We start from the raw sequence: 18,894 nt of genomic DNA on the forward strand, positions 1-18,894 counted from the left end.
GTGGTCCTGCGTACGACGGTACCGGCACTCGAAGTGATGACGGGTGGGTCCGGGCCCGGGGCGCGTCGGGCCGAGGGCGGCCGCCCGGCTAGGGACCGAGCCGGATTCCGCGAGCTGTGGCGACGGCGTCCAGGGCGTCGACGTGCCAGGGGTAGAAGTGCTTCGTGCCGTAGCAGAACGCCAGTACGTGTTCGTACGCCTCTTCGGTGCCGATCCGCAACAGGGCCTGGACGGCGGGCTCGTGGGCGCGGAACCAGGTGTCGGGGCCCAGGACTGCCGTCAGGGGGGTGAGGTCCCGCGCCGATCCGCGTTCGATGAGGGCGAGGGACGCCGCCTCCCTGGCCGGGGTCGATCGGGACAGCCGGCGCTCACCGGAGGTCGCGTACGTCTCCCCGTCCCGCAAGCCCGGCGGCGGCGCCGTGGCGAGCCCGAGCAGCGCCCCGGTCGCCTCCGCCTCGGGGCGGGCGGCGAGCGCATCGACGAGCCGGTGGCCGACGTCCTCGGGCAGGCGGTCCGCTCCGGGGGCGAGCCGGACGAGGACCGGCAGCGCCGGGCCGCCGATGTCCCGCAGCGCCCGCACGGCGGCGCGCGCGAGGTCCGGGTCTGCGCCGGGCGTGACGAACTTCCCGAGCGCGCGGGCGGTCTCCGGCTCCGGGAACGCGCCCAGGGCCACGACCGCCCGCCCCCGCACCGCCTCGTGCGGCGACCGCGCGCAGGCGAGCACCACCGGCAGCGTGTCCGGCACACCGAGCGAACCGAGGGCCCGCACGGCGTGCGCCCGGAGGGTGCCGGGCTGCTCCTCGTCCGTGGCCAGGGCCGCGAGGGGCGGGGCGGCGGCCGTGTGCCGCAGGGCGGCCAGCGCGTCGGCGGCGGACACGCGAACCCCGACCAGCGTCGTGTCGTCCGTCAGGGCCGACAGGAGCACCGGGGCCGCGTCCGTGCGTCCGGCGAGGCCCAGCACGCGTGCCGCGCCGCGCCGCCGGGCGACGGCTTCCTCGGGGCGCGCGAGCAGGTCCGCCAGCGCGGGCAGCACCAGTACGGACAGCACCGGCTCCGGCAGCGCGGCGACGAGGTCCGCCACGGTGTCGCCGATGTGCGCGTCGCCCAGCGCCGCCACCAGCGCACCGGCCGCCCCGGCCCCCGCGTACGCCGCGAGTGCCCGGGCGGCGGCCCGGCGTACGGGCGGTGCCGCCGCCTCGCGCAGATGGCGCGTGAGCAGGGCGTGGTGTTCGCCGGGCTCCGGTACGGCGAAGAGGCCGGGCTCCGCCGCGATGTGCGCGCAGACCGCCGCCACGGCGTGGGGCGGGCAGCCGGTGCCGGAGGGGTCCGCCACCCCGCGCAGCACGTCCCACAGGTGGGACCGGCCGTCCTCGGTCCGGGCGAGCAGGGCCGTGGCGAGGCGGGCCGTTTCGGGGTCCGGGTCGCGCTGGGCGGTGTGGAGGAGTTCCTCGGCGGCCGGGTAGCGGTGCGGGGGCGGCCACCCGGCGGCGGGCAGCGCGTGCAACGCCTCGACGGCGGCGCGGCGCAGGTGCGTGTCCGAGGCCGGGGAGTGCGCGAGGACGAGCAGGGCGGAGGCGGCCCGGGGGTCCCCGATCGCGCCGAGCGTGCGCACGGCGCGTTCCGCCAGCTCGGGCAGATATCCCCACAGCATGGCCAGGAGGGGCGTCACGGCTTCCGGTGCCCGCAGTGCGGCCAGGGCGTCGAGCACCCGTACCGTCCAGTATCCCCGGCCGTGCGGCAACCGCTCGCACAGGTCCACGAGACCGCGGACGACCGCCGGGCCACCGATGGCCAGCAGGGCCTCGCACGCCACCTCGTCCAGTTGCCGGTGGTTGTGGTCCGACTCGGCCAGGGTACGAAGAAGCAGGGGCACGGCCGTCTCCACGCGCAGCCTGCCCAGGGACGCGAGGGCGTGCCAGTGCAGACCGGGGAGCCGCTCGCCCTCCCGCGTGGCACAGAGGTGCAGCGTCCCCACGACCGCCGGTGTGCGTACGGCGGCGCCCAGCATCGCGGTGGCGTACACGGCGGCGTCGTGGTTCTCCGACCGCGTGGCCCGGCAGAGGCCCGCGACGTCGCCCGCCATGCGCAGGCGCATCACGTCGGAGATGGACGCCGCCCGCTCCACTCAGGCCCCCTCGCCCTCGTCCACCTGGTCCGACATCGCCACGTACAGCGGTGTCCCGACGACGATCGTCAGCTCCTCGCCGTCCTCCCGCGTCACGGTGGAACGCAGCAACCGCCGCGCCAGGAACTCGCAGTACACCGGCGGCACCGTCAGCGTCTCGGCGGCGTGCAGCACCTCGTGCGCCACGCTTCCCCGGCTCGGCATCCGGCCGCCGAGCGAGCGTACGTTGAACTGGCTCTCCCACTCCGGCGGGGTGTCCTGGAGCAGCCGGAAGAGCGACGGCAGTCCCGAGAAGCCGATGCGGCCCATTTCCGGCGGCGCCTCGTAGCCCACCAGGTGGTGGGCGGAGCCGATGAGCGCGACCACGGTGTCGCCGTCGCGGCCCGTCATCAGGGTCGGCTTGTTCACCTCGCCGTACCCGGCGATGCGCAGGGCGAGGTCGCCCCGGAACCAGGCGGTGGGTTCCGTCATCCAGCCGACGTCGGACTCCCGCTCCAGGTACGACTCCACGAGGTCGAGTCGGTCGTACGTGCTTACTTCGGTACGCGGCGACTGTACGGCGAGGCTGAGCACCTTCAGGTCGACCTTGGCCTCGACGGCGAGGCGCTTGAGCAGCTTGGGCGGGATCTGCCCGTACAGCATGTCCACCTTGGCGGTGGAGAGGTAGAGGTAGTAGCGCATCTGGGGGTTCAGGTGCGCGGCAGCGCGAGGAAGGCCGCCCAGGCGTCGGGGCTGACGGTGAGGTGCGCTCCGCGCGGGTTCTTGGAGTCCCGGATGTGGATGGCCGACGGGGCTGCGGCTATCTCCAGACAGGCGCCACCCTGTTCGGTGCTGTAGCTGGACTTGATCCGCCGATATGCGACTTCGAGGCACTGGCCGCCCTGTTCGCTGCTGTAGCTAGACTTAAACCACTGCAATGCGGTGCTCATTGCTCTCCTAGCAGACGGTCCAACAGGGCCCTGGTCTCCTCGGGGTTGAGGGCCTGTGTCCGCAGCATCGCATACTTGCGCTCCAGAATGGACACGTCGTCAGGAGCGGCGATTAGCTGGCTGCCGCGCTGGGCTTCGGTGTAGCCGAGTCGCTGGTGCTCGGGGGTCTCGATCAAAGTGAACGGGCCGGACAGCCCAGCGTGGAAGCTGCGACCGACTGGCATCACCTGGAGGGTGACGCCCGGCAGAACCGCCGCCTCGCGGAGGTGGCGCAACTGCGCCCTGTGGACCTCAGTCCCGCCGAGACGGTCCAGCAATGTCGCCTCCGAGATGACGAAGCTGACTGTCGGCGGTTCCTTGCGTTGCAGAATCTCCTGGCGCTCCATGCGTGCGGCGGTACGCAGTGCGATCTCGTCATCGCTAAGCACCGGAACCTCGTTGTGGAACACCGCTCGTGCGTAGTCTGGCGTCTGAAGCAGTCCTGGCAGGACTTGATTGTCGTACCAAGACAACGCGAGTGCCTCGCGCTCCAGGTCCATGTATTCCTCGGCCCATCGCGGAACGAGGTCCACCTCCGGCATGTTCTCGACCGCAGTCGCCAGAGTCCCGCCAGTCGCCAGCAACTGGTCCAACTGCACCGCGAGGTCCATCTTCAGGGGCCGCCGACCCTGCTCGATGGACGCGACGTGGTCCTCACTGGTGACGATGCGCTCAGCCAGAGTCTTCTGGGTGAACCCCGCCACCTCCCGGTGGAGGGCAAGCAGCGCCCCCACCATCTTCATCGCCGATGCGTTTCGTCGCCGCCTCGCGCCGCTCATGCGGTACAACTCCCCCTGGAACTCGTACGTTCACCGAAGTGGGCCCGTACAGCCAAGCTGTACGACCTCACTCACTGCACCATGATGGCAACGCACTGTGACCCTCGTCACGTGAACGAGGAAACTTCCCCCACGCCCCCGGCGCCCCCGGCGCCCCTCTTCTCCCGGTTCTACCCCCGGGTGCGCCGCTCCGTCCCCGACGCCAGGGCCTTCGCGGGCATGGCCCTGGCCATCTGGGGGGTCCAGGGCGAGGCCGCCGACGCGGTCGTCCTGTGTGTCAGCGAGCTGACGACGAACGCCCTCCTGCACGGAGTCCCCCCGGGCCGCGGCTACTTGCTGCGCATCGGCAAGGCCGGAACCGCAGTCCGTGTGGAGGTGCACGACAGCGGGGACGGCCGGCCCCGGCTCGCCAAGGGGGGAGTGGGCGAGTCGGGGCGCGGCCTGCTACTGGTGTCGGCGCTCGCCGACAAGTGGGGCGTCGAGCCACGCGACCCGGGAAAGGTCGTGTGGGCCGAGTTCACCCACGTCAGTGGAGCAACTCCACCTCCGACAGGGTGGCCCGACCGCCGGTGAACACCAGGCGGTACTTCTTGTAGGAGCCGGGCTTGCCCACGGTAAAGGGCCGAGTCTGCTTGTCCCAGGCGAAGGACTGACCGGACCGCTTGTCGAGGGTGGACCACTCCTCCCCGTCACGGGAGCCCTGGAGCACCCACCCGCGCGGCGCGGACGCCTTGTCCGCCGACGTGAGCGTGTACTGCACGGCCTTGGTGCGGGCCTGCACGGGCAGGACGACCGAGGCGGCGTTCGCGCTGGTCGCGGAGGAGTCGTCGAAGAGTTCGCCCTCCACCCGGAGGGCGTCCTTGCGCGGCGAGGGGACCTTGTCGTCGTCCGTCACGGACACCGGCTGGGCCCCCTTGCCGGTCGCCCAGGCGGACGGCTTCGGCCCCATGTCGAACTCCAGGACGCCGCCCTCGGCGATGGCACGGTGCGGCAGGGCGGTGGAGTTCCACCGCTTGCCGTTGACCTTCAACCCCTGCACGTAGACGTTCTTCGCGCTGTTCCTGGGGGCCTTGACGACCAGGTCGCGCCCGTTGTCCAGGTGCACGGTCATCTTCTTGAACTGCGGCGACCCGATCGCGTACTCCCCGCTGCCCATGACCAGCGGGTAGAGCCCGAGGGAGGAGAACAGGTACCAGGCGGACTGCTCGCCGTTGTCCTCGTCGCCGTGGTAGCCCTGGCCGATCTCGCTGCCGGTGTAGAGGCGGGAGAGGACCTCGCGGACCTTCTCCTGCGTCTTGGCGGGCTGCCCGGCCGCGTCGTACATGTACGCGGCGTGGTGCGCGACCTGGTTGGAGTGCCCGTACATGCCCATGCGTACGTCACGGGCCTCCGTCATCTCGTGGATGACACCGTTGTAGGAACCGGCGAACTCGGGCGACGCGGTCTCCGGTGTCGCGAAGTACGTGTCGAGCTTCTTCGCGAGACCTTTGCGGCCCCCGTACAGATTGGCGAGGCCGCGGGAGTCCTGCGGGGCGGTGAAGGCGTAGCCCCACGCGTTGGTCTCGGTGTAGTCGTGGCCCCATATGCGCGGGTCGAACTTCTCCGCGGGGACGCGCCAGTCGCCCTTCTTGTTCTTGCCCTGGAAGAACCCGGCCTTGGAGTCGAAGAGGTTGACGTAGTCACGGGCGCGGTTCAGGAAGTAGGAGGCCTCTTCCTTGTAGCGCTTCTTGCCCGTCTTCCTGTAGAGGGCCTCGCCCATCTTCGCTATGCCGTAGTCGTTGAGGTACCCCTCGAGCGCCCACGACAGGCCCTCGTGCGTCTCGGACGGCGTGTAGCCGAGGAACGGCGACGTGCCCATGCCCTTGCGGCCGTACCCCGACTTGTCGGGCGCGACCGTCGCGTTCTTGACCGCCGCGTCGTACGCCGCCTTCGCGTCGAAGCCCTTGACGCCCTTCACGTAGGCGTCGGCGAACGCCACGTCCGATGACGTGCCGGTCATCAGGTCCGCGTAGCCGGGCGAGGACCAGCGCGACGTCCAGCCGCCGTCCTTGTAGTGCTGCACGAAGCCGTCCACCAACTCGCCCGCCTTCTTCGGCGTGAGCAGCGAGTACGCGGGCCACGTCGTGCGGTAGGTGTCCCAGAAGCCGTTGTTGACGTACGGCTTGCCCTCGACGATCTTCGCGCCGGTGTGGGTGGGGGTGTCGGGTCCGGTCTGCGCGGAGAAGGGCGAGGCGTACTTGTACTCCGTGCCGACCTTCTCGAAGCCCGAGTTGGGGTAGAGATAGAGGCGGTACAGGCTGGAGTACAGGGACGTCTTCTGGCCCTCGCTCGCGCCCTCCACCTCCACTCGGCCGAGGATGTCGTCCCACTTGTCCTGCGCCCGCTCCTTGACCCTGCCGAAGGACGTGCCGGACGGTATCTCCTGGTCCAGGTTGGCCTTCGCCTGGTCGACACTGATCAGTGAGGTCGCCAGGCGCAGCGAGACACTGCGGTCCTTGCCGGGCGAGAAGCGCAGATAGCCGGTGGCGTCGGTGGTGCCGCCGCCCTTCAGCTTGCCGCCGTCGGTGACCGGGCGGTCGAAGGTGCCGTACACGAACATCCGCGTCGCACCTGTGGACAGGCCCGACTTGACGTCGGAGTACCCGGTCACGACCCCCTTCTCCTTGTCGAGGGTCAGGCCGACATTGTGCTTGGTGTTGCCCGTGACCTCGATGTTGTCGAAGATCATGCTCGCGTCGTCACCGGGATAGGTGAACTTGAACATCGCCGCGTGATCGGTCGGCGTCATCTCGGCCTTCAGCCCGTTCTCGAACGTCACGCCGTAGTAGTGCGGCTTCGCCGTCTCCTTCTCGTGCCGGAACGCCAGCGCCCGCTCGGCGCGGTCCGCCTCCGGGGTGCCCTTCGCCGCCGACGGCATCACCTGGAAGGTCTGCCGGTCGCCCATCCACGGGCTCGGCTCGTGGCTCGCGCTGAACGCCTGCACGGTGGGAAGGTTGTCGTCGTTGTTGCCGCGGTGGTAGTCGTACAGCCAGCTCACGGAGCCCGCGTTGGTCACCGGCGTCCAGAAGTTGAAGCCGTGCGGGACGGCCGTCGCCGGGAAGGTGTTGCCGCGCGAGAAGCCGCCGCTGGAGTGCGTGCCGCGCGTGGTCGAGGCATAGTCGGAGGGGCGGGCCTTCGGCTTCGCGGGCGGGGTCTCCTTCAGCGACACGTCGTCCAGCCAGCCCCGGAACTTCGCCGGGCCCTTGGGGGAGTCGTAGCCGATGAGGACGCGGTCCACCGTCCTGCCCGCGGCGACCTCCCCGATGCGCCCGACGACGTCGTTCCACTGGTTGACGTACAGCACCTTCGCGTCGCCCTGCCCGCGCGGAGTCAGCGGGAAGCCGTGCTGGTCGGTGGCCTTGAGGTCACTCAGATAGGTGCCGTCCGTGAAGGCCAGGTCGACCGCGACGTTCGTGGCGTCGTAGTCGAGGTCGCCGTCCGCCATGGACGGGAACACGCGGTACGACAGCTCCGTGTCCCTGCGCACCTCGACATCCACGTCGAAGACCTTGTTGTACGAGTAGCCGCGCTTCTCGGCGGTGTGCGTGCCCGCGTACCGCAGCGCCTGCCTGCCGGAGAACCCGGCGCGCGCCTTGGCGGTCGGGGACCCGGCGGGGCCGCGGTCGACGAGGCTCAGCATGTCGTCGGGCGGGGCGGGGGTGTCGCTGCCGCCTATGGAGAGCTGCACGTCGGCGAGTTGCAGGGCGTCGCCCGCGCCGTTGTTGGCGGTGATCTCCAGGCGGTAGTGCTTGTACGCCGCCGCGTTCTCGAACTCGTACTTCTTCGTCGTGAAGGGGCTGGCGAACTTCTCCCCCGTACGGCTGTCGAGGTCCTTCCAGTCCTCGCCGTCGCTCGACCCCTGCAACCTCCAGTCCTTGGGGTCGCGCTCCGGGTGGTCGTTGGCGGAGGTGAGCGCGTACCGCACCACCTTCGCGGGCGCGTCCAGTTCGAACTCCACCCAGCCGGTCGACTTGAAGGTCAGCCACTTGGTCGACTGCTCGCCGTCGACCAGCTTCTCCTTGGTCTCCCCGGCACCGGCGTTCTCACCGCTGGCCCGCACGTCCACCACGCGGTCGTTCACGCCGCCCGGAATCCCGGAGCTGAAGCCGCCGTTGACGCCGCCCGCCCGCTTCCTGCCGTCGGGCCCCGTCTCGACCGTGCTCAGCCAGTCGGGCTGCGCGTCGCCCTGCTCGAACGAGGAGCTGAACGCCCGCTCCGCCTCCGGAGTCCGCTCGGGCCCGGCCACGGCGACGCCCTGCGAGGCCGCGAGCACCGCGAGCGCGGTGAACCCGACGGCGGCCGGCGCACGACGCCACCCACTCCCGCCGCGCCCGCCGCCCCGATACCCTGTCGCCCCTCGGCCTCCGTGTCGAGGTCTGTGTCCCATCCCCTGAGTCCCCTCCAAGCACGATCCGGACAACGTTGTCAGTGGTTGCGCCGGGTCCAGTAGGGCTTTAAGTGGGCTGCGGTGTCAAGGGGGTTGAAGGGAGTCCCTGGGCGGTCCTCGGGAGAACCCGGGAAGGCCCCCGGGAGGTCCTGGGAGGAGCAGGACAGATCAGACCAGGAAGCGCTTCATTTAACGGGATTGCCGCGTCGCCTGGTACAGGACGAGCACTAAGGCCAACCATCCAACGAAACGTCTACCCCCTCGTTCAGGTAGTGGTGCAAAGCACTGGCAGTCGTGTCGACAAAAGCGTCGGGGATGGCGTCGGCGTCGACCCAGCGGACCTGGGAGTGCTTGCGGGGTTCGCGGTTCTCGGGTTCGCCGGTCCATTCGTGGGCGGCGAAGACGACGGTGAGGAAGCCGCCCGGGGCTTCGACGCCCCAGGCGCCGTGGATGATGTGGGCGACCTTGAGGGACTCGGGCTTCACCGTGAGGCCGGTCTCCTCGTAGAGCTCGCGGACAGCGGTTTGCGTGATGGGTTCGCCCCGTTCGCTTTTGCCGACGGGCAGGTCCCACATCCCTTGGGCGAACTTCGCGTTCTCGCTGCGCTGGAGGAGGACGACGCGGTGGGCGTCCTTGTCGTGGACGATGACTGCGGCGACCAGCAAGGCTATCGATCAGGGGGCTACGGCTGGTCGTCAAGCTGCTGAGTCACAAGTGTCCCCCTCGTTGTACAGGTTGGGGGACGTGCTAGGCGAGGGCCTCGTGGGCGCGGCGAGCGAGATCAGCGGCGCCGGGAACGCGACGGCGCCGGTAGACCGCAAGGATGGAGCGGATCGAGGTGATCGCCTTGCGTGTGCGGTCGGAGGTCATGCCCTCCATGAGCACCAGGGCCTGGGTCCAGGCGGCGACGGCTTCGTCGGCGCGGGTCTGGGCGGCGAGGCTGTCGCCAAGATCAGCGTACGTAAGGACATGGACGCGCTTGTACTTCACGGGGTCCCAGCGGGTGAGGGCGTCCCGGTGCTGTCGTTCGGTTCCCACGGAGTCATGCATTTCCGTCAGCGCCTTGGCCGTGTGACTGGCGACGGTGCCGGAAACCGGGCCGGTGACGCTGGAGTACGTCGGTTGGTCTCCGGTCTCGCGCAGCAGCGCGTCCTCCGCTGCCAGCAGGGCACGTGCGGCTCGTGCCTTGTCGCCGACTGCGGCGAAAGCGCGGGCGTGCGTGATGCGTAGGAGAGCTTCTGTTCCAGCGTCCACGTGTCCCGCACCACGCACAAGGGCGCCTTCGATCAGGTCGACGCAATGGTGCGGCTGCTTGATCTTCAGGGCCTGGTGGGCGAGGGCGCGCATCATCCAGGCCGCATGGCCGTGGGGGTCGGCTTCGCAGGCAAGTTTGTAGCCGACCTGGTAATAGCGCTGGGCGGCACCTTCCTGGCCGAGGTCGTGGTGTTTCCATCCGGCGAGATAGGCGAGTTCGGCAACCGCACCGAAGGCGGATCCACGTAACGCTTCGCTGGTGAAGCGACCACGCAGCATCGGGGCGGCCGTGTCGGCGAGGTACGCGGTGACGGTGGTCAGGCCGTGTCCGCCACCGAGGCGCTCGTCGGCGGCGCTGAAGGCCGCGGTGATCTGGCGTACGACGTCGATGTCCTCTCCGCCGACCAATGCCGTGCCAGTACGAGCGCGGAGCATACGGGCGGTGGCCTCGTGGTCGTAACTGATCGGCATGGCGACGCCAGCGGTGGTGAAGGCCGCGATAGACAGGAAGCGGCGGCGCTCGACGTCGGCCCGGCCCAAGTCTGTGACCGCGAGGACCGGGTCGGATTCCGCCGGCGCATCGTCATCAGCGGCCTGAAGACCGATCTCGGCCCGGGTGATCGTCCGCTCTGATCGGCGGGACAGTGCCTCGGCCAGGTACTGACCTACCCGGCCCGACGGGGCACGAGTGCCGTTCACCCAGTGGGAGATGGCCGACTTGTTGGTCTGGAGGATCTCGCCGTTCTCGGCGGCGATGCGCCGTACGTCTCGGGCGAGGGTTTCGTAGGTACAACCGATCGCGTCGGTGACTTCGCGCAGCCGGAGGTTCGGGACTCTCTGCGTCACCACGATTGTCTCCATCCCGGAGCTGTAAACCACGTATACCGCTCCAACTGCTCTCTACCGTACCGACAGAGCGTAACCACCGGTTCACTATCCAGTAGTCGTCCGCAACGGCGCACCGTGATCCAGGCTCCCCCTGGTCCGGGCGGCACCCCGAAGTTCCGTACGCCCACACCGGGCTCGGGCATTCCTGTGTCCGGACCCGGTCGATCAGAGACGGAGACACGGTGACCACCACCGACATCACAGCTGTCACGGCCATCACGGTCGAGCTGCCCGAGGCATTCGACCCGCGCTGGAGCCGCCTGCCCGGCGTTCAGGTCGATGGCCGACGCCTCACCATCGACCCGGCCGAGTACTTCTTCCGCTTCGAGTCGAACACCTGGCTGGTCGCCGACTGGGAGCTGGTCGAGTCCCAGCTCCTGGACGTGGACGAGACGACCGAGAGCGCGATCGAGCAGCTCGCGCTCGATTTCATCAAGCAGCACGGTGAGTCGACCTCTGACGCGGCCCGCGTCCTGGCCACCGCGTACGAGGTCTACGCCCACCTCTTCCGCGACGAGCACCTCGTCGGCCTCGGACTCCCGCAGATCACCCGCGACCACCTGCGGATGCTGCGCGAGGCGGCCACGCTCATGGCGCTCAACAAGGTCGAGCCGGACGGGCACATCTCCAACGTCGGCCCGTGCTGGTTCTTCCCCGCCGCCACTTCCGTCGTCTTCGACCTTGACGACGAGACGGGCGGAGTGCTCGACGAGGTCTACCACGGCGGCTGGTTCAACGAGCACCGCCGGATCGAGTCCATCAAGGCCCACGCCGCGCTCGGCGGGCGGCTCGTGCACGGCTGCCAGTCCGTGCCGGACCAGTCCGGCGGGGTGGTCGCGCCCTACGGTGCCTCGATGGCCGCCTTCCGCGACGATCTCGCCGCCTTCAAGGCGGGTTGGATCGAGCAGGTCTACGCCCACCGCGTGCATCCCGCCGCGTGACCACCACCCCCCTCAGGCTCCGGGGCGGGTCGCACCTCCCGCCCGCCCCGGACGCCACCACCCCTCCCCGGAGCCCCCACATGATCACGAACCCCAGCGCAGAACTCCTCGACAACCTGCTCACCGCGACCGGCCGGACCGACGCCGTACGGGAGGAGGTACGCGTGTGGTCGATGTCCGGCGTCGAGCGCGTGACCTTCCCCGACGGTGCCACCGCCATCTTCAAGTACGCCAAGAAGCCCTTCGACAGCGAGGACCAGGCCCTCCGCCTGGCCCACACCCTCGGCGTTCCCGTCCCCCAGGTCCACGCCTCCGCCGTCCTGGACGGGTGGCTCGGCATGCTCATGGAGGACCTCGGACCGTCCGTCCGCGAGGCCGACGACCTCGACGGTGCCGCCGCGGCCGTGATCCTGCACGGAACTCGTACGGCGCCGCCCTTGCCCGTCCTCGACCAGGACCGGCTGCGCACACTCCCGGCCCTGGCCCTCGAGCACCTCGGACAGCTGCGCAAGGCCGACCGGTGGCAGGACGCCGACGATGTCGTGGACGCGCTCGACCGGATCGCAAGGGCCTCCGATGCCCGCTCGGCCGGAGCGACACTCGCGCCGTTCGGCTGGGTGCACTCCGAGTTCCATCCCACCAGCCTCCACATCGGGGAGCACGGCTGGCGGCTGCTCGATCTCGCCCGCGCCTTCACCGGCCCCGGCCTGCTCGACCTCGCCAGCTGGCACGGCACCGTCGAACCCCCACACCCCGTGCGCCTGCGCGTCTTCCTGGAGCAGTACGTCACCGCCGGGGGCACCCCGGACGCTCTCACCCCGCGCGGCGGGCTCACCGCCGAGAACTGGGCCCTTGGCTGGCATCGCATGTGGGCCGTCGAGTGGTTCTTGGAGCAGTCCGTCCGCTGGATCAACGATCCGGCCACCGACCCCGCCTACGTCAAGGCCGTCCGCCGCCACCTCACCGACGTCCTCCACCTCCTGGAGATCTGACGTGCTCGCCCAGGCGTCCCCCTGGCACGCCCACGCCGCCCAGCGCACCGCTGCCGGACTCGCCGAACCTCTCTCCGTACCCGCCCGGATGGAGTGGACCACGAGACTTGGCCAAGGCCCCGGAGCCGACGTCCTCGGCCCCGATCTGCGCGGCAAGAGACTTCTGGACCTCGGTTGCGGCCCCGGCCACAACGCCGCCCACCTCGCCACCCGGCACGGCGCCCACGTCACCGGCGTCGACCTGGTCGGCCTCCAGGCCCGTCGCGCCCGCTCCCACTACGGACGGCTGAACAACCTCACCTTCGTCGCCGGGCACGCTCTGCACCATCTGCACGCTTCCGACGAGCAGTTCGACGCGGTCTACTCCGTTTTCGGCGCCGTAGGGCTCGCCGCCCCCGAGCTCCTGCTCCCGGCCATCGGGCAACGCCTCACGCCCGGCCGGGTGCTCGCCTTCTCCGTCCCCCACCCGCAGCGCGGCGGCCGAAGCCCCTCCGGCGACGACCGGCCCCGCCGCGACTTCGTCACCCTTCCCGACCGCTCCCGGCTCCCCATCGCCCGGTGGGAGTTCTCCACGGACCGCTGGGAGAAGCACCTCAGCCGAGCGGGTTTCTGGCTCACCTCTGCCTACGAGTTCCACGATCCCCGCACGGTCCCCTGGCCCACCACTTTGCTGATCCGCGCCCGCAAGCTCTGACAGCCGCGTTCATCCGGCCCCTGGAGGACCGATGCATCCGCCCTACCTGCTCCTGGACATCGACGGGGTCCTCATCCCCTTTCCCGACGAGCACGGTTCGACCCCGGCCACCCATGCCCGCCATGACGTCGTCCAGACCGGCCGCAGCGCCGACAACCCGGTCACCGTCTGGCTCCACCCCGACCACGGCCGCCTGCTCTTGGACGTCATCCGCACCGGCCTGGTCACCCCTGTCTGGTGCACCAGCTGGCGCCAGGACGCCGCCACCCTCATCAGTCCGCTACTCGGCCTTCCTGCCCTGCCGTACGTCGACCTGCCGCGCCCGCAGATCACCACCAGCCACCCCGACGGGTACCTGTGGAAGCGCGACCACGTCGACGCCTGGCTCGGCAATGCCCCCGCCGTCTGGGTCGACGACGACTTCACCGGCCTCGACCATGCCTGGGCGAGAGAACGCACCGCCCGCGGGATGGCAACCCTCCTCGTTCAGCCCGATCCGCACGACGGGTTGCAGCCTGGGCACTTCACTGAACTCACGAGGTGGGTCTCCCGGTTACGTGCGGTCCATGCCGCCTGATGTCTGCTGCGGGAGCGTCAGACCAGGAAGCGCTCCACCTCCTGCGCGCGCTGGTCCATCTGCTCCGCGATCCGCTCGGCGACATCGGTGACGAGGCGGTTCACCTCGGCGGGGTCGAGGGCCGCGTGGTGCAGGGTGGTCCTGATGAGCCGGCGGGCGCCGAGTTCGGCGCCCTTCGGCAGGGCGACGACGACGGCCGCCGTGGCCGCCGCCGCGCCCACCTTCGCCGGGGTCACGCCGCCCCGCAGCAGCCGCTTGAGGAACATCATGCCGACCTGCGGCACCCTCGTGGCCGTGGCGAGGACCGACTGGGAGCCCCGCAGCATGATCCACAGCGCCCGGATGCGGCGGCTGATGGTCGTGCCGATGATCTCGGGCAGGGCGATGTCCAGCGTGAACTGGTCGTCCCGGATGCCGTACGAGCGGCAGATGCCGAGCACGAGGGGGATCAGCGACTTCTCCAGCGTGCGGCGCAGGTCCGCCAGGACCCTGTCCATGCCGGTGAGTTCGCGGATGAGCGCGTCGAGGTTCTGCTCCCCCTCCGCGTCCTCGCGCTCCGCGCGCTCCAGGAGGTGCGCGAGGAGGGTCGCCTTGGCCTGGTCGAACGCGGTGAGCAGCCCGGCACGGATGGCCTCCTCGAACGCCGGGTGGTCCCCGAGCGCGAGGATGTCGCGGCGGAACCGGGCCACGTTCACGCTGTGCCGGCCGATGCTGGCAAGACCCCGGGTGACCGACAGGGAGGGCTCCTCGTCGTTCTCCACGGTGGCCTCGGGGAACGCGGCGGCGCATAGCTCCCGCACCACGGGCATCCGGGAGCCGCCGCCGGTGAGGACCACCAAGTCGGGGCCCGGCGGCCCGAGATGCCCGCGCACCTCCGTGAGCGTCGCGGCGAACCGGTCCGCCCAGCCGCCCGGCGCCCGCACCACGCGCTCGCGCACGTCGACGCCGCGCAGGCGTTCCACGCTCAGGGTGACCAGGGCGACCAGCTCGTCGGTACAGCCTTCCTTCATGTCCTGCAATTTCAGGTCCTGGCGCGTGAACTGGGCCTCCTTGGCCCGGCGGCAGACCAGCAGCAGCATGTCGGGACCGCCGTCCCTGGCCAGGGCCTCGGTGAACTCGGGGGTGTCCGCGAAGTCCGCGCGCAGGATCGCCGCGAGGGCGGCGTCGATCTCGCGGCAGCCCAGCTCGGCGCCCACCGGCAGGTTCCTCGGGATCAGGTCCTCCACGGCGGTGAAGTCGGTCGTGGAGGAGCCCACGTCGACGACGAGGACCCGGTCGAGCCCACTGGTGTCCCGGCGCTCCGCCCTGCGGTCCCGTACGTGTACGAGAGCCGACTGGGACTCCGCCACCAGGCGCACCGGCACCTCGACGGCGCCGAGCTGCCGCTGGTACGTCCGTACGGACGCCCGGTCCCAGCCCGCGGGATGGCCGACGTACAGGACGCAGTCCTCGCGCACCTCGGGATGGGCGGCGAAGAACTCCGTGAGGAACACCTGGGCGAACTGCACCACCTGGAGGTCCGTGTGCCCGTGGCGGTTCTTGAAGTTGACGCTGAAGTGCACGCAGTTCCTGGCGAGTACGGCGTCCTCGCCGATGACGACGCGGTGGCCGAGGTCCTGTTCCGGCACCCGCCCGAGCGCGGTGACGATCGAGACGCCCTCGGTGCCGCGCGTGTGCACCTGCGCCTGACCGCGCCCGGCCGTCGGCAGCCAGCACAGCGAGCTCTCACCGTCCCCGAGATCGAGGCCCACCGCGTACCGGACGTCACGCTCCAGGTCGTCCGTGCGGTCCGTGCGGTCCATGTCGTTCGCGCCGTCCGTGCGGTCCGCACGCTCCACCCCGCCCGCGCCCCCGCCGTCCTCCATCACAGGCCCGACCCCTCTCCGACAGTCCCGTCGGCCCCTCCCGCGGAGGAACCCGGCACAGGAGCCGCGCTGCCGTTCGTCAGACCGCCGGTCACCGTGAGGACCTGGGTGAGGAGCCTGATCTCGGTCGGCGTCGGCGGATCGGGGAACGCGAAGCCCTCGCGGCGGTGCGCGACGGCCGCGAGCAGCCGTCGCACGCCCGGGTTCTCATGGGAGAGGACGACGTCCTGGCCGCTGAGGTCCGACTTGTGGAACTCGGCGTCGTCGTAGCGCCGCCAGAGGGCCGGGTCGGCCCGCAGCGCGGCGAAGAAGCCTGGGTGCTTCATGCGCAGGGCGAGCAGGGTGGCCGCGTGCAGGAGGAGTCTGGGCGAGGGCGGGTCGTCCGGGTTGAGGCGCAGGGTCACCGCCGTCAGGTTCAGGCCGTTGACGAAGCGGCGGACGCGGCGCGGATTGGCCTCGAAGGCGACCTCGATCAGCTCCCACAGTTCGTGCGAGCCCGAAAGGTGCGAGTCGGTGACCTTGCCCCGGAGGTGGCGGACGATGGCCTCGAAGGAGACCCCGGGCAGGTGGTAGGGGAAGTGGATGAGCTTTTCCAGGTACTGGCGGCCGCGGGCCTCGTCCGGGTGCTCGGCGTTGATCCGCCGCGCGGCCGCCTCCGCGACCACCTGCTGGTCCATGGCGAGGACGAACACGCAGGACGCCTCGCCGAGGAACAGCTTGAGGGAGTCCAGGACGGTGATCGCCGCGTCCTGGGTGCAGCGGTCGAGGTCGTCGACGAACAGGACGAGGCGGCCACCGTCGGTGTAGGCGCCGACCACCTCGGCGAAGTCCTGCTCGAAGCGGTTGACGTGCAGATACTTTTCCGTACCCGGTTCGGTGAGCGCGTCCTGTGCGGCGGTGACGTCGTCGGCGGTCAGGAAGCCGCCGGTGAGCGGCGCGGCGGCCCGGCGGGCCAGGAGCCAGGCGGCCGCCCGGCTGAGGCGCCGGACGGTCTCCAGGGCGCCGGACATCCGCTCGCGCAGGGCGAGGTCCCCCGTGAGGCGGCGTTCCTCCAGCTTCTGGGCGATCTCGGTGAGCACGCTCTGGATCAGGGCGTGCCAGATCTCGTCCTTCTGGTCGTACTTCCACGGGTTGAACCACACGGTCGGCAGGCCGCGCTTGCCGAGCAGGTCCTGGCAGACCTTCATGAAGCTCGACTTGCCCGTGCCCCAGGGTCCGAAGACCCCGACGGTCAGTGGCAGGTCCTCGGTGGTCGCGATGGCGGTGCAGAGGACGTCGGCGTGTCCCCGGAATCCGTAGCGGTCCCCGTCCGCGTCCGGGATCGGGTTGTCGGTCAGCAGCATGAGCCCCCCCATGCGCCGCGTCGAACCAGCCACGGTGACTGATTGTCGGCGGCATACCGCTCATGGTGCCCGAATCGGCGCTTCCGCGAGCGAAGTTCGCCGAAGTGCCCCGAAAAGGCGGGCGCGCCGAAGTGCGCGAAAAGGCCCGGTTCGCTTTCGTATTGGTACGGACTATTCCGGGACCCGGGTCACGCCGGAAACGGGTAAGCCGCCCGGCTCCCCGAGGTCTCAACTCGGAAAAGACCGCAGCCCAAACCTGCATTCGATCTTGCTTGGCAGACCTCAACTGGACTATACCTGTCGGCGTCCGCACCGCCGGATCGACCAGCCCCCGGAACGACCGACCGCGGGGCCGTTCCGGTTCGCTCCACCGTCGGCGGACACATCCCGCACCATCGCACGGCCCCAGCTTCACAACTCCGCGGTGCCGGGGAGGATCCGGTTCACCGCCTGAGTCCTGGAAGAAGGCGAGGACTTGAGCATGGGATCCACCCCTGGGACCTCCGGCAGGCCCGACGCGAGCGGTGTCGGCCGCCGCGACCTGATCAAGCGCGCGGCCGCGCTCGGCATCATCTCCGTACCGACCATGAGCTTCCTGTCGGCCTGCGCCTCCGGCGGCGGCGACGACAACGACAAGGCCGAGACGGTCAAGAAGACGAAGGAGAACCCCTTCGGCGTGGCCGAGGACAACGACCTCGACGTCTTCATCTTCAAGGGCGGCTACGGCGACTCGTACGCCAAGGTCTGGGAGTCCTCGTACGAGAAGAAGTACGGCGGCACGGTCGCGCACAGCGGTGAGCAGGACGTCACCGGCAAGCTCCAGCCCCGCTTCAACAAGGGCAACCCGCCGGACGTCGTCGACGACTCCGGCTCCAAGAAGATGAAGCTGGACACCCTGCACAAGGAAGGCCATCTGACCGACCTCACGCAGCTGCTCGACGCGCCGTCCATCGACGACCCGAGCAAGAAGATCCGCGACATCATGCTGCCGGGCACCATCGAACAGGGCACCTTCGGCGGCAAGTTCCACGCGCTGTTCTATGTCTACGCGGCCTGGGGCCTGTGGTACTCCAACAAGCTGTTCAAGAAGCACGGCTGGAAGGTCCCGAAGACCTGGGACGAGCTCCTCGACGTCATGAAGGACGCCAAGTCCAAGGGCATCGGCGGCCTCGCCCACCAGGGCAAGTACCCGTACTACATGAACATCGTGATCATGGACCTGATCGCCAAGACCGGCGGCATGGACGCCGTGAAGGCGATCGACAACCTCGACAAGAAGGCCTTCGTCGGCAACCCGGCCGCCGAGCAGGCCATCGAGGCGGTGTACGAGATCGTGGAGAAGGGCCTGCTCATGCCGGGCACCAACTCCCTGGAGCACACCGAGGCCCAGACCAAGTGGAACGAGTACAAGGCGGTCTTCATCCCCTCGGGCTCCTGGCTGGAGAACGAGCAGGCCAAGCAGACGCCCGACGACTTCGAGATGACGTTCCTGCCGCTGCCCCTCCTTCCCGGCTCCAAGATGAAGCTGCACGCCGTGCGCACCGGCGCCGACGAGCCCTTCATCGTGCCCGCCAAGGCCAAGAACGTGCCCGGAGGCCTGGAGTTCCTGCGCCGCATGCTCTCCAAGGAGGGCGCCACCGCCTTCGCCAAGGAGGCCAGTTCGCTGTCGGTGCTCGGGCCCGAGTACGTCGACGCGAGCGTGGAGCTGCGCCCCGGCATCAAGACGGCCCTCGCCGCCGTCGACGCCTGTCCGGTCGACGAGCGCTTCAACTTCCGCTACTCGGAGTGGTACGGCGAGCTGGACGTCGAGATCCAGAACGCCACCGGTGAGCTGATGGCCAAGCGCATCACGCCCAAGCAGTGGCTCCAGCGCTGCCAGAAGGCAGTCGACAAGGAAGCCGCGAAGAACCCCGACAAGAAGCGGAACTAGTCGTCGTCATCCGCCGGCCGGGACCGGGCGGTGCGGCCGGGACCGGCTCCGCCCAGGGGCCGGCCGGCGGTGCGGCGCGGCCGCGGCCCGGCCACGGCAAGGCCAGGAGCAG

15 protein-coding genes are annotated in these 18,894 nt (G+C 70.0%); 6 read left to right on the plus strand and 9 right to left on the minus strand.

The features are described 5' to 3' along the window. Positions 1-88 precede the first annotated feature (88 nt). The 4 genes from ACH4DX_RS24130 to ACH4DX_RS24145 are packed head-to-tail and all read right to left on the minus strand — an operon-like array spanning position 89 to position 3,872. Complete coding sequence (locus tag ACH4DX_RS24130) at positions 89-2,125, minus strand: HEAT repeat domain-containing protein (RefSeq protein ID WP_398156648.1); 2,037 nt, start codon at positions 2,123-2,125, stop codon at positions 89-91. After that, a complete protein-coding gene (locus ACH4DX_RS24135) occupies positions 2,126-2,806 on the minus strand; it encodes a DUF7019 family protein (protein ID WP_398156649.1) in 681 nt (226 codons plus the stop codon). It lies immediately after the preceding gene. Positions 2,807-2,814: 8 nt separating this feature from the next. After that, positions 2,815-3,054 carry a DUF397 domain-containing protein gene (locus ACH4DX_RS24140; RefSeq protein WP_398156650.1) on the minus strand — a complete coding sequence of 80 codons (240 nt, stop codon included), beginning with the start codon at positions 3,052-3,054 and terminating at the stop codon, positions 2,815-2,817. Continuing rightward, entirely contained in the window at positions 3,051-3,872 is an 822-nt protein-coding gene (locus tag ACH4DX_RS24145) for a Scr1 family TA system antitoxin-like transcriptional regulator (RefSeq protein WP_398156651.1), read from the minus strand. The genes ACH4DX_RS24140 and ACH4DX_RS24145 overlap by 4 nt, the downstream gene beginning before the upstream one ends. A gap of 111 nt (positions 3,873-3,983) precedes the next feature. Here ACH4DX_RS24145 and ACH4DX_RS24150 point away from each other — a divergent pair, with 111 nt between their 5' ends. Continuing rightward, positions 3,984-4,445 (plus strand): ATP-binding protein, encoded by a 462-nt coding sequence (locus tag ACH4DX_RS24150; RefSeq protein WP_398115637.1) that lies wholly within the window; start codon positions 3,984-3,986, stop codon positions 4,443-4,445. On the opposite strand, the gene ACH4DX_RS24155 is transcribed toward ACH4DX_RS24150, so the two are convergent. The 3 genes from ACH4DX_RS24155 to ACH4DX_RS24165 form a co-directional block, all read right to left on the minus strand. Then, complete coding sequence (locus ACH4DX_RS24155; protein WP_398156652.1) at positions 4,399-8,298, minus strand: GH92 family glycosyl hydrolase; 3,900 nt, start codon at positions 8,296-8,298, stop codon at positions 4,399-4,401. The two genes, ACH4DX_RS24150 and ACH4DX_RS24155, sit on opposite strands and share 47 nt — an antisense overlap. Positions 8,299-8,525: 227 nt before the next feature. Further along, on the minus strand, positions 8,526-8,969 hold the full coding sequence (locus ACH4DX_RS24160) for an NUDIX domain-containing protein (protein WP_398156984.1): 444 nt from the start codon (positions 8,967-8,969) through the stop codon (positions 8,526-8,528). 76 nt (positions 8,970-9,045) lie between these two features. Further along, positions 9,046-10,413: a tetratricopeptide repeat protein gene (locus ACH4DX_RS24165; RefSeq protein ID WP_398156653.1), complete on the minus strand. Its 1,368-nt coding sequence runs from the start codon at positions 10,411-10,413 to the stop codon at positions 9,046-9,048. Between the two features lie 209 nt (positions 10,414-10,622). On the opposite strand from ACH4DX_RS24165, the gene ACH4DX_RS24170 reads away from it, so the two are divergent. From ACH4DX_RS24170 to ACH4DX_RS24185, 4 genes are all read left to right on the plus strand, one after another. Continuing rightward, on the plus strand, positions 10,623-11,381 hold the full coding sequence (locus ACH4DX_RS24170) for a hypothetical protein (protein WP_398156654.1): 759 nt from the start codon (positions 10,623-10,625) through the stop codon (positions 11,379-11,381). A gap of 80 nt (positions 11,382-11,461) precedes the next feature. After that, on the plus strand, positions 11,462-12,373 hold the full coding sequence (locus tag ACH4DX_RS24175) for an aminoglycoside phosphotransferase family protein (RefSeq protein WP_398156655.1): 912 nt from the start codon (positions 11,462-11,464) through the stop codon (positions 12,371-12,373). Between the two features lies 1 nt (position 12,374). Beyond that, positions 12,375-13,067, plus strand: coding sequence for a class I SAM-dependent methyltransferase (locus ACH4DX_RS24180; RefSeq protein WP_398156656.1), 693 nt, complete (start codon positions 12,375-12,377; stop codon positions 13,065-13,067). Positions 13,068-13,098: 31 nt separating this feature from the next. After that, positions 13,099-13,644 (plus strand): HAD domain-containing protein, encoded by a 546-nt coding sequence (locus ACH4DX_RS24185; protein WP_398156657.1) that lies wholly within the window; start codon positions 13,099-13,101, stop codon positions 13,642-13,644. A 17-nt stretch (positions 13,645-13,661) separates the two neighbouring features. Here ACH4DX_RS24185 and ACH4DX_RS24190 read toward each other — a convergent pair whose 3' ends face one another. Further along, entirely contained in the window at positions 13,662-15,509 is a 1,848-nt protein-coding gene (locus tag ACH4DX_RS24190; protein ID WP_398156658.1) for an Hsp70 family protein, read from the minus strand. Continuing rightward, positions 15,509-16,885, minus strand: a complete 1,377-nt coding sequence (locus ACH4DX_RS24195; RefSeq protein WP_398156659.1) for a P-loop NTPase fold protein — start codon at positions 16,883-16,885, stop codon at positions 15,509-15,511. The genes ACH4DX_RS24190 and ACH4DX_RS24195 overlap by 1 nt, the downstream gene beginning before the upstream one ends. A gap of 448 nt (positions 16,886-17,333) precedes the next feature. Here ACH4DX_RS24195 and ngcE point away from each other — a divergent pair, with 448 nt between their 5' ends. Continuing rightward, complete coding sequence (gene ngcE / locus ACH4DX_RS24200) at positions 17,334-18,782, plus strand: N-acetylglucosamine/diacetylchitobiose ABC transporter substrate-binding protein (RefSeq protein ID WP_398115629.1); 1,449 nt, start codon at positions 17,334-17,336, stop codon at positions 18,780-18,782. Positions 18,783-18,894 lie beyond the last annotated feature (112 nt).

The sequence above is a fragment of the Streptomyces sp. NPDC017940 genome (assembly GCF_044328435.1).
GTDB lineage: Bacteria > Actinomycetota > Actinomycetes > Streptomycetales > Streptomycetaceae > Streptomyces.

Coding starts and splice junctions, on each gene's coding strand:
- ACH4DX_RS24135 (WP_398156649.1), bottom strand. CDS start 2,806: ATGCGCTACTACCTCTACCTCTCCACCGCCAAGGTGGACATGCTGTAC.
- ACH4DX_RS24140 (WP_398156650.1), bottom strand. CDS start 3,054: ATGAGCACCGCATTGCAGTGGTTTAAGTCTAGCTACAGCAGCGAACAG.
- ACH4DX_RS24145 (WP_398156651.1), bottom strand. CDS start 3,872: ATGAGCGGCGCGAGGCGGCGACGAAACGCATCGGCGATGAAGATGGTG.
- ACH4DX_RS24155 (WP_398156652.1), bottom strand. CDS start 8,298: ATGGGACACAGACCTCGACACGGAGGCCGAGGGGCGACAGGGTATCGG.
- ACH4DX_RS24165 (WP_398156653.1), bottom strand. CDS start 10,413: ATGGAGACAATCGTGGTGACGCAGAGAGTCCCGAACCTCCGGCTGCGC.
- ACH4DX_RS24175 (WP_398156655.1), top strand. CDS start 11,462: ATGATCACGAACCCCAGCGCAGAACTCCTCGACAACCTGCTCACCGCG.
- ACH4DX_RS24185 (WP_398156657.1), top strand. CDS start 13,099: ATGCATCCGCCCTACCTGCTCCTGGACATCGACGGGGTCCTCATCCCC.
- ACH4DX_RS24190 (WP_398156658.1), bottom strand. CDS start 15,509: ATGGAGGACGGCGGGGGCGCGGGCGGGGTGGAGCGTGCGGACCGCACG.
- ngcE (WP_398115629.1), top strand. CDS start 17,334: ATGGGATCCACCCCTGGGACCTCCGGCAGGCCCGACGCGAGCGGTGTC.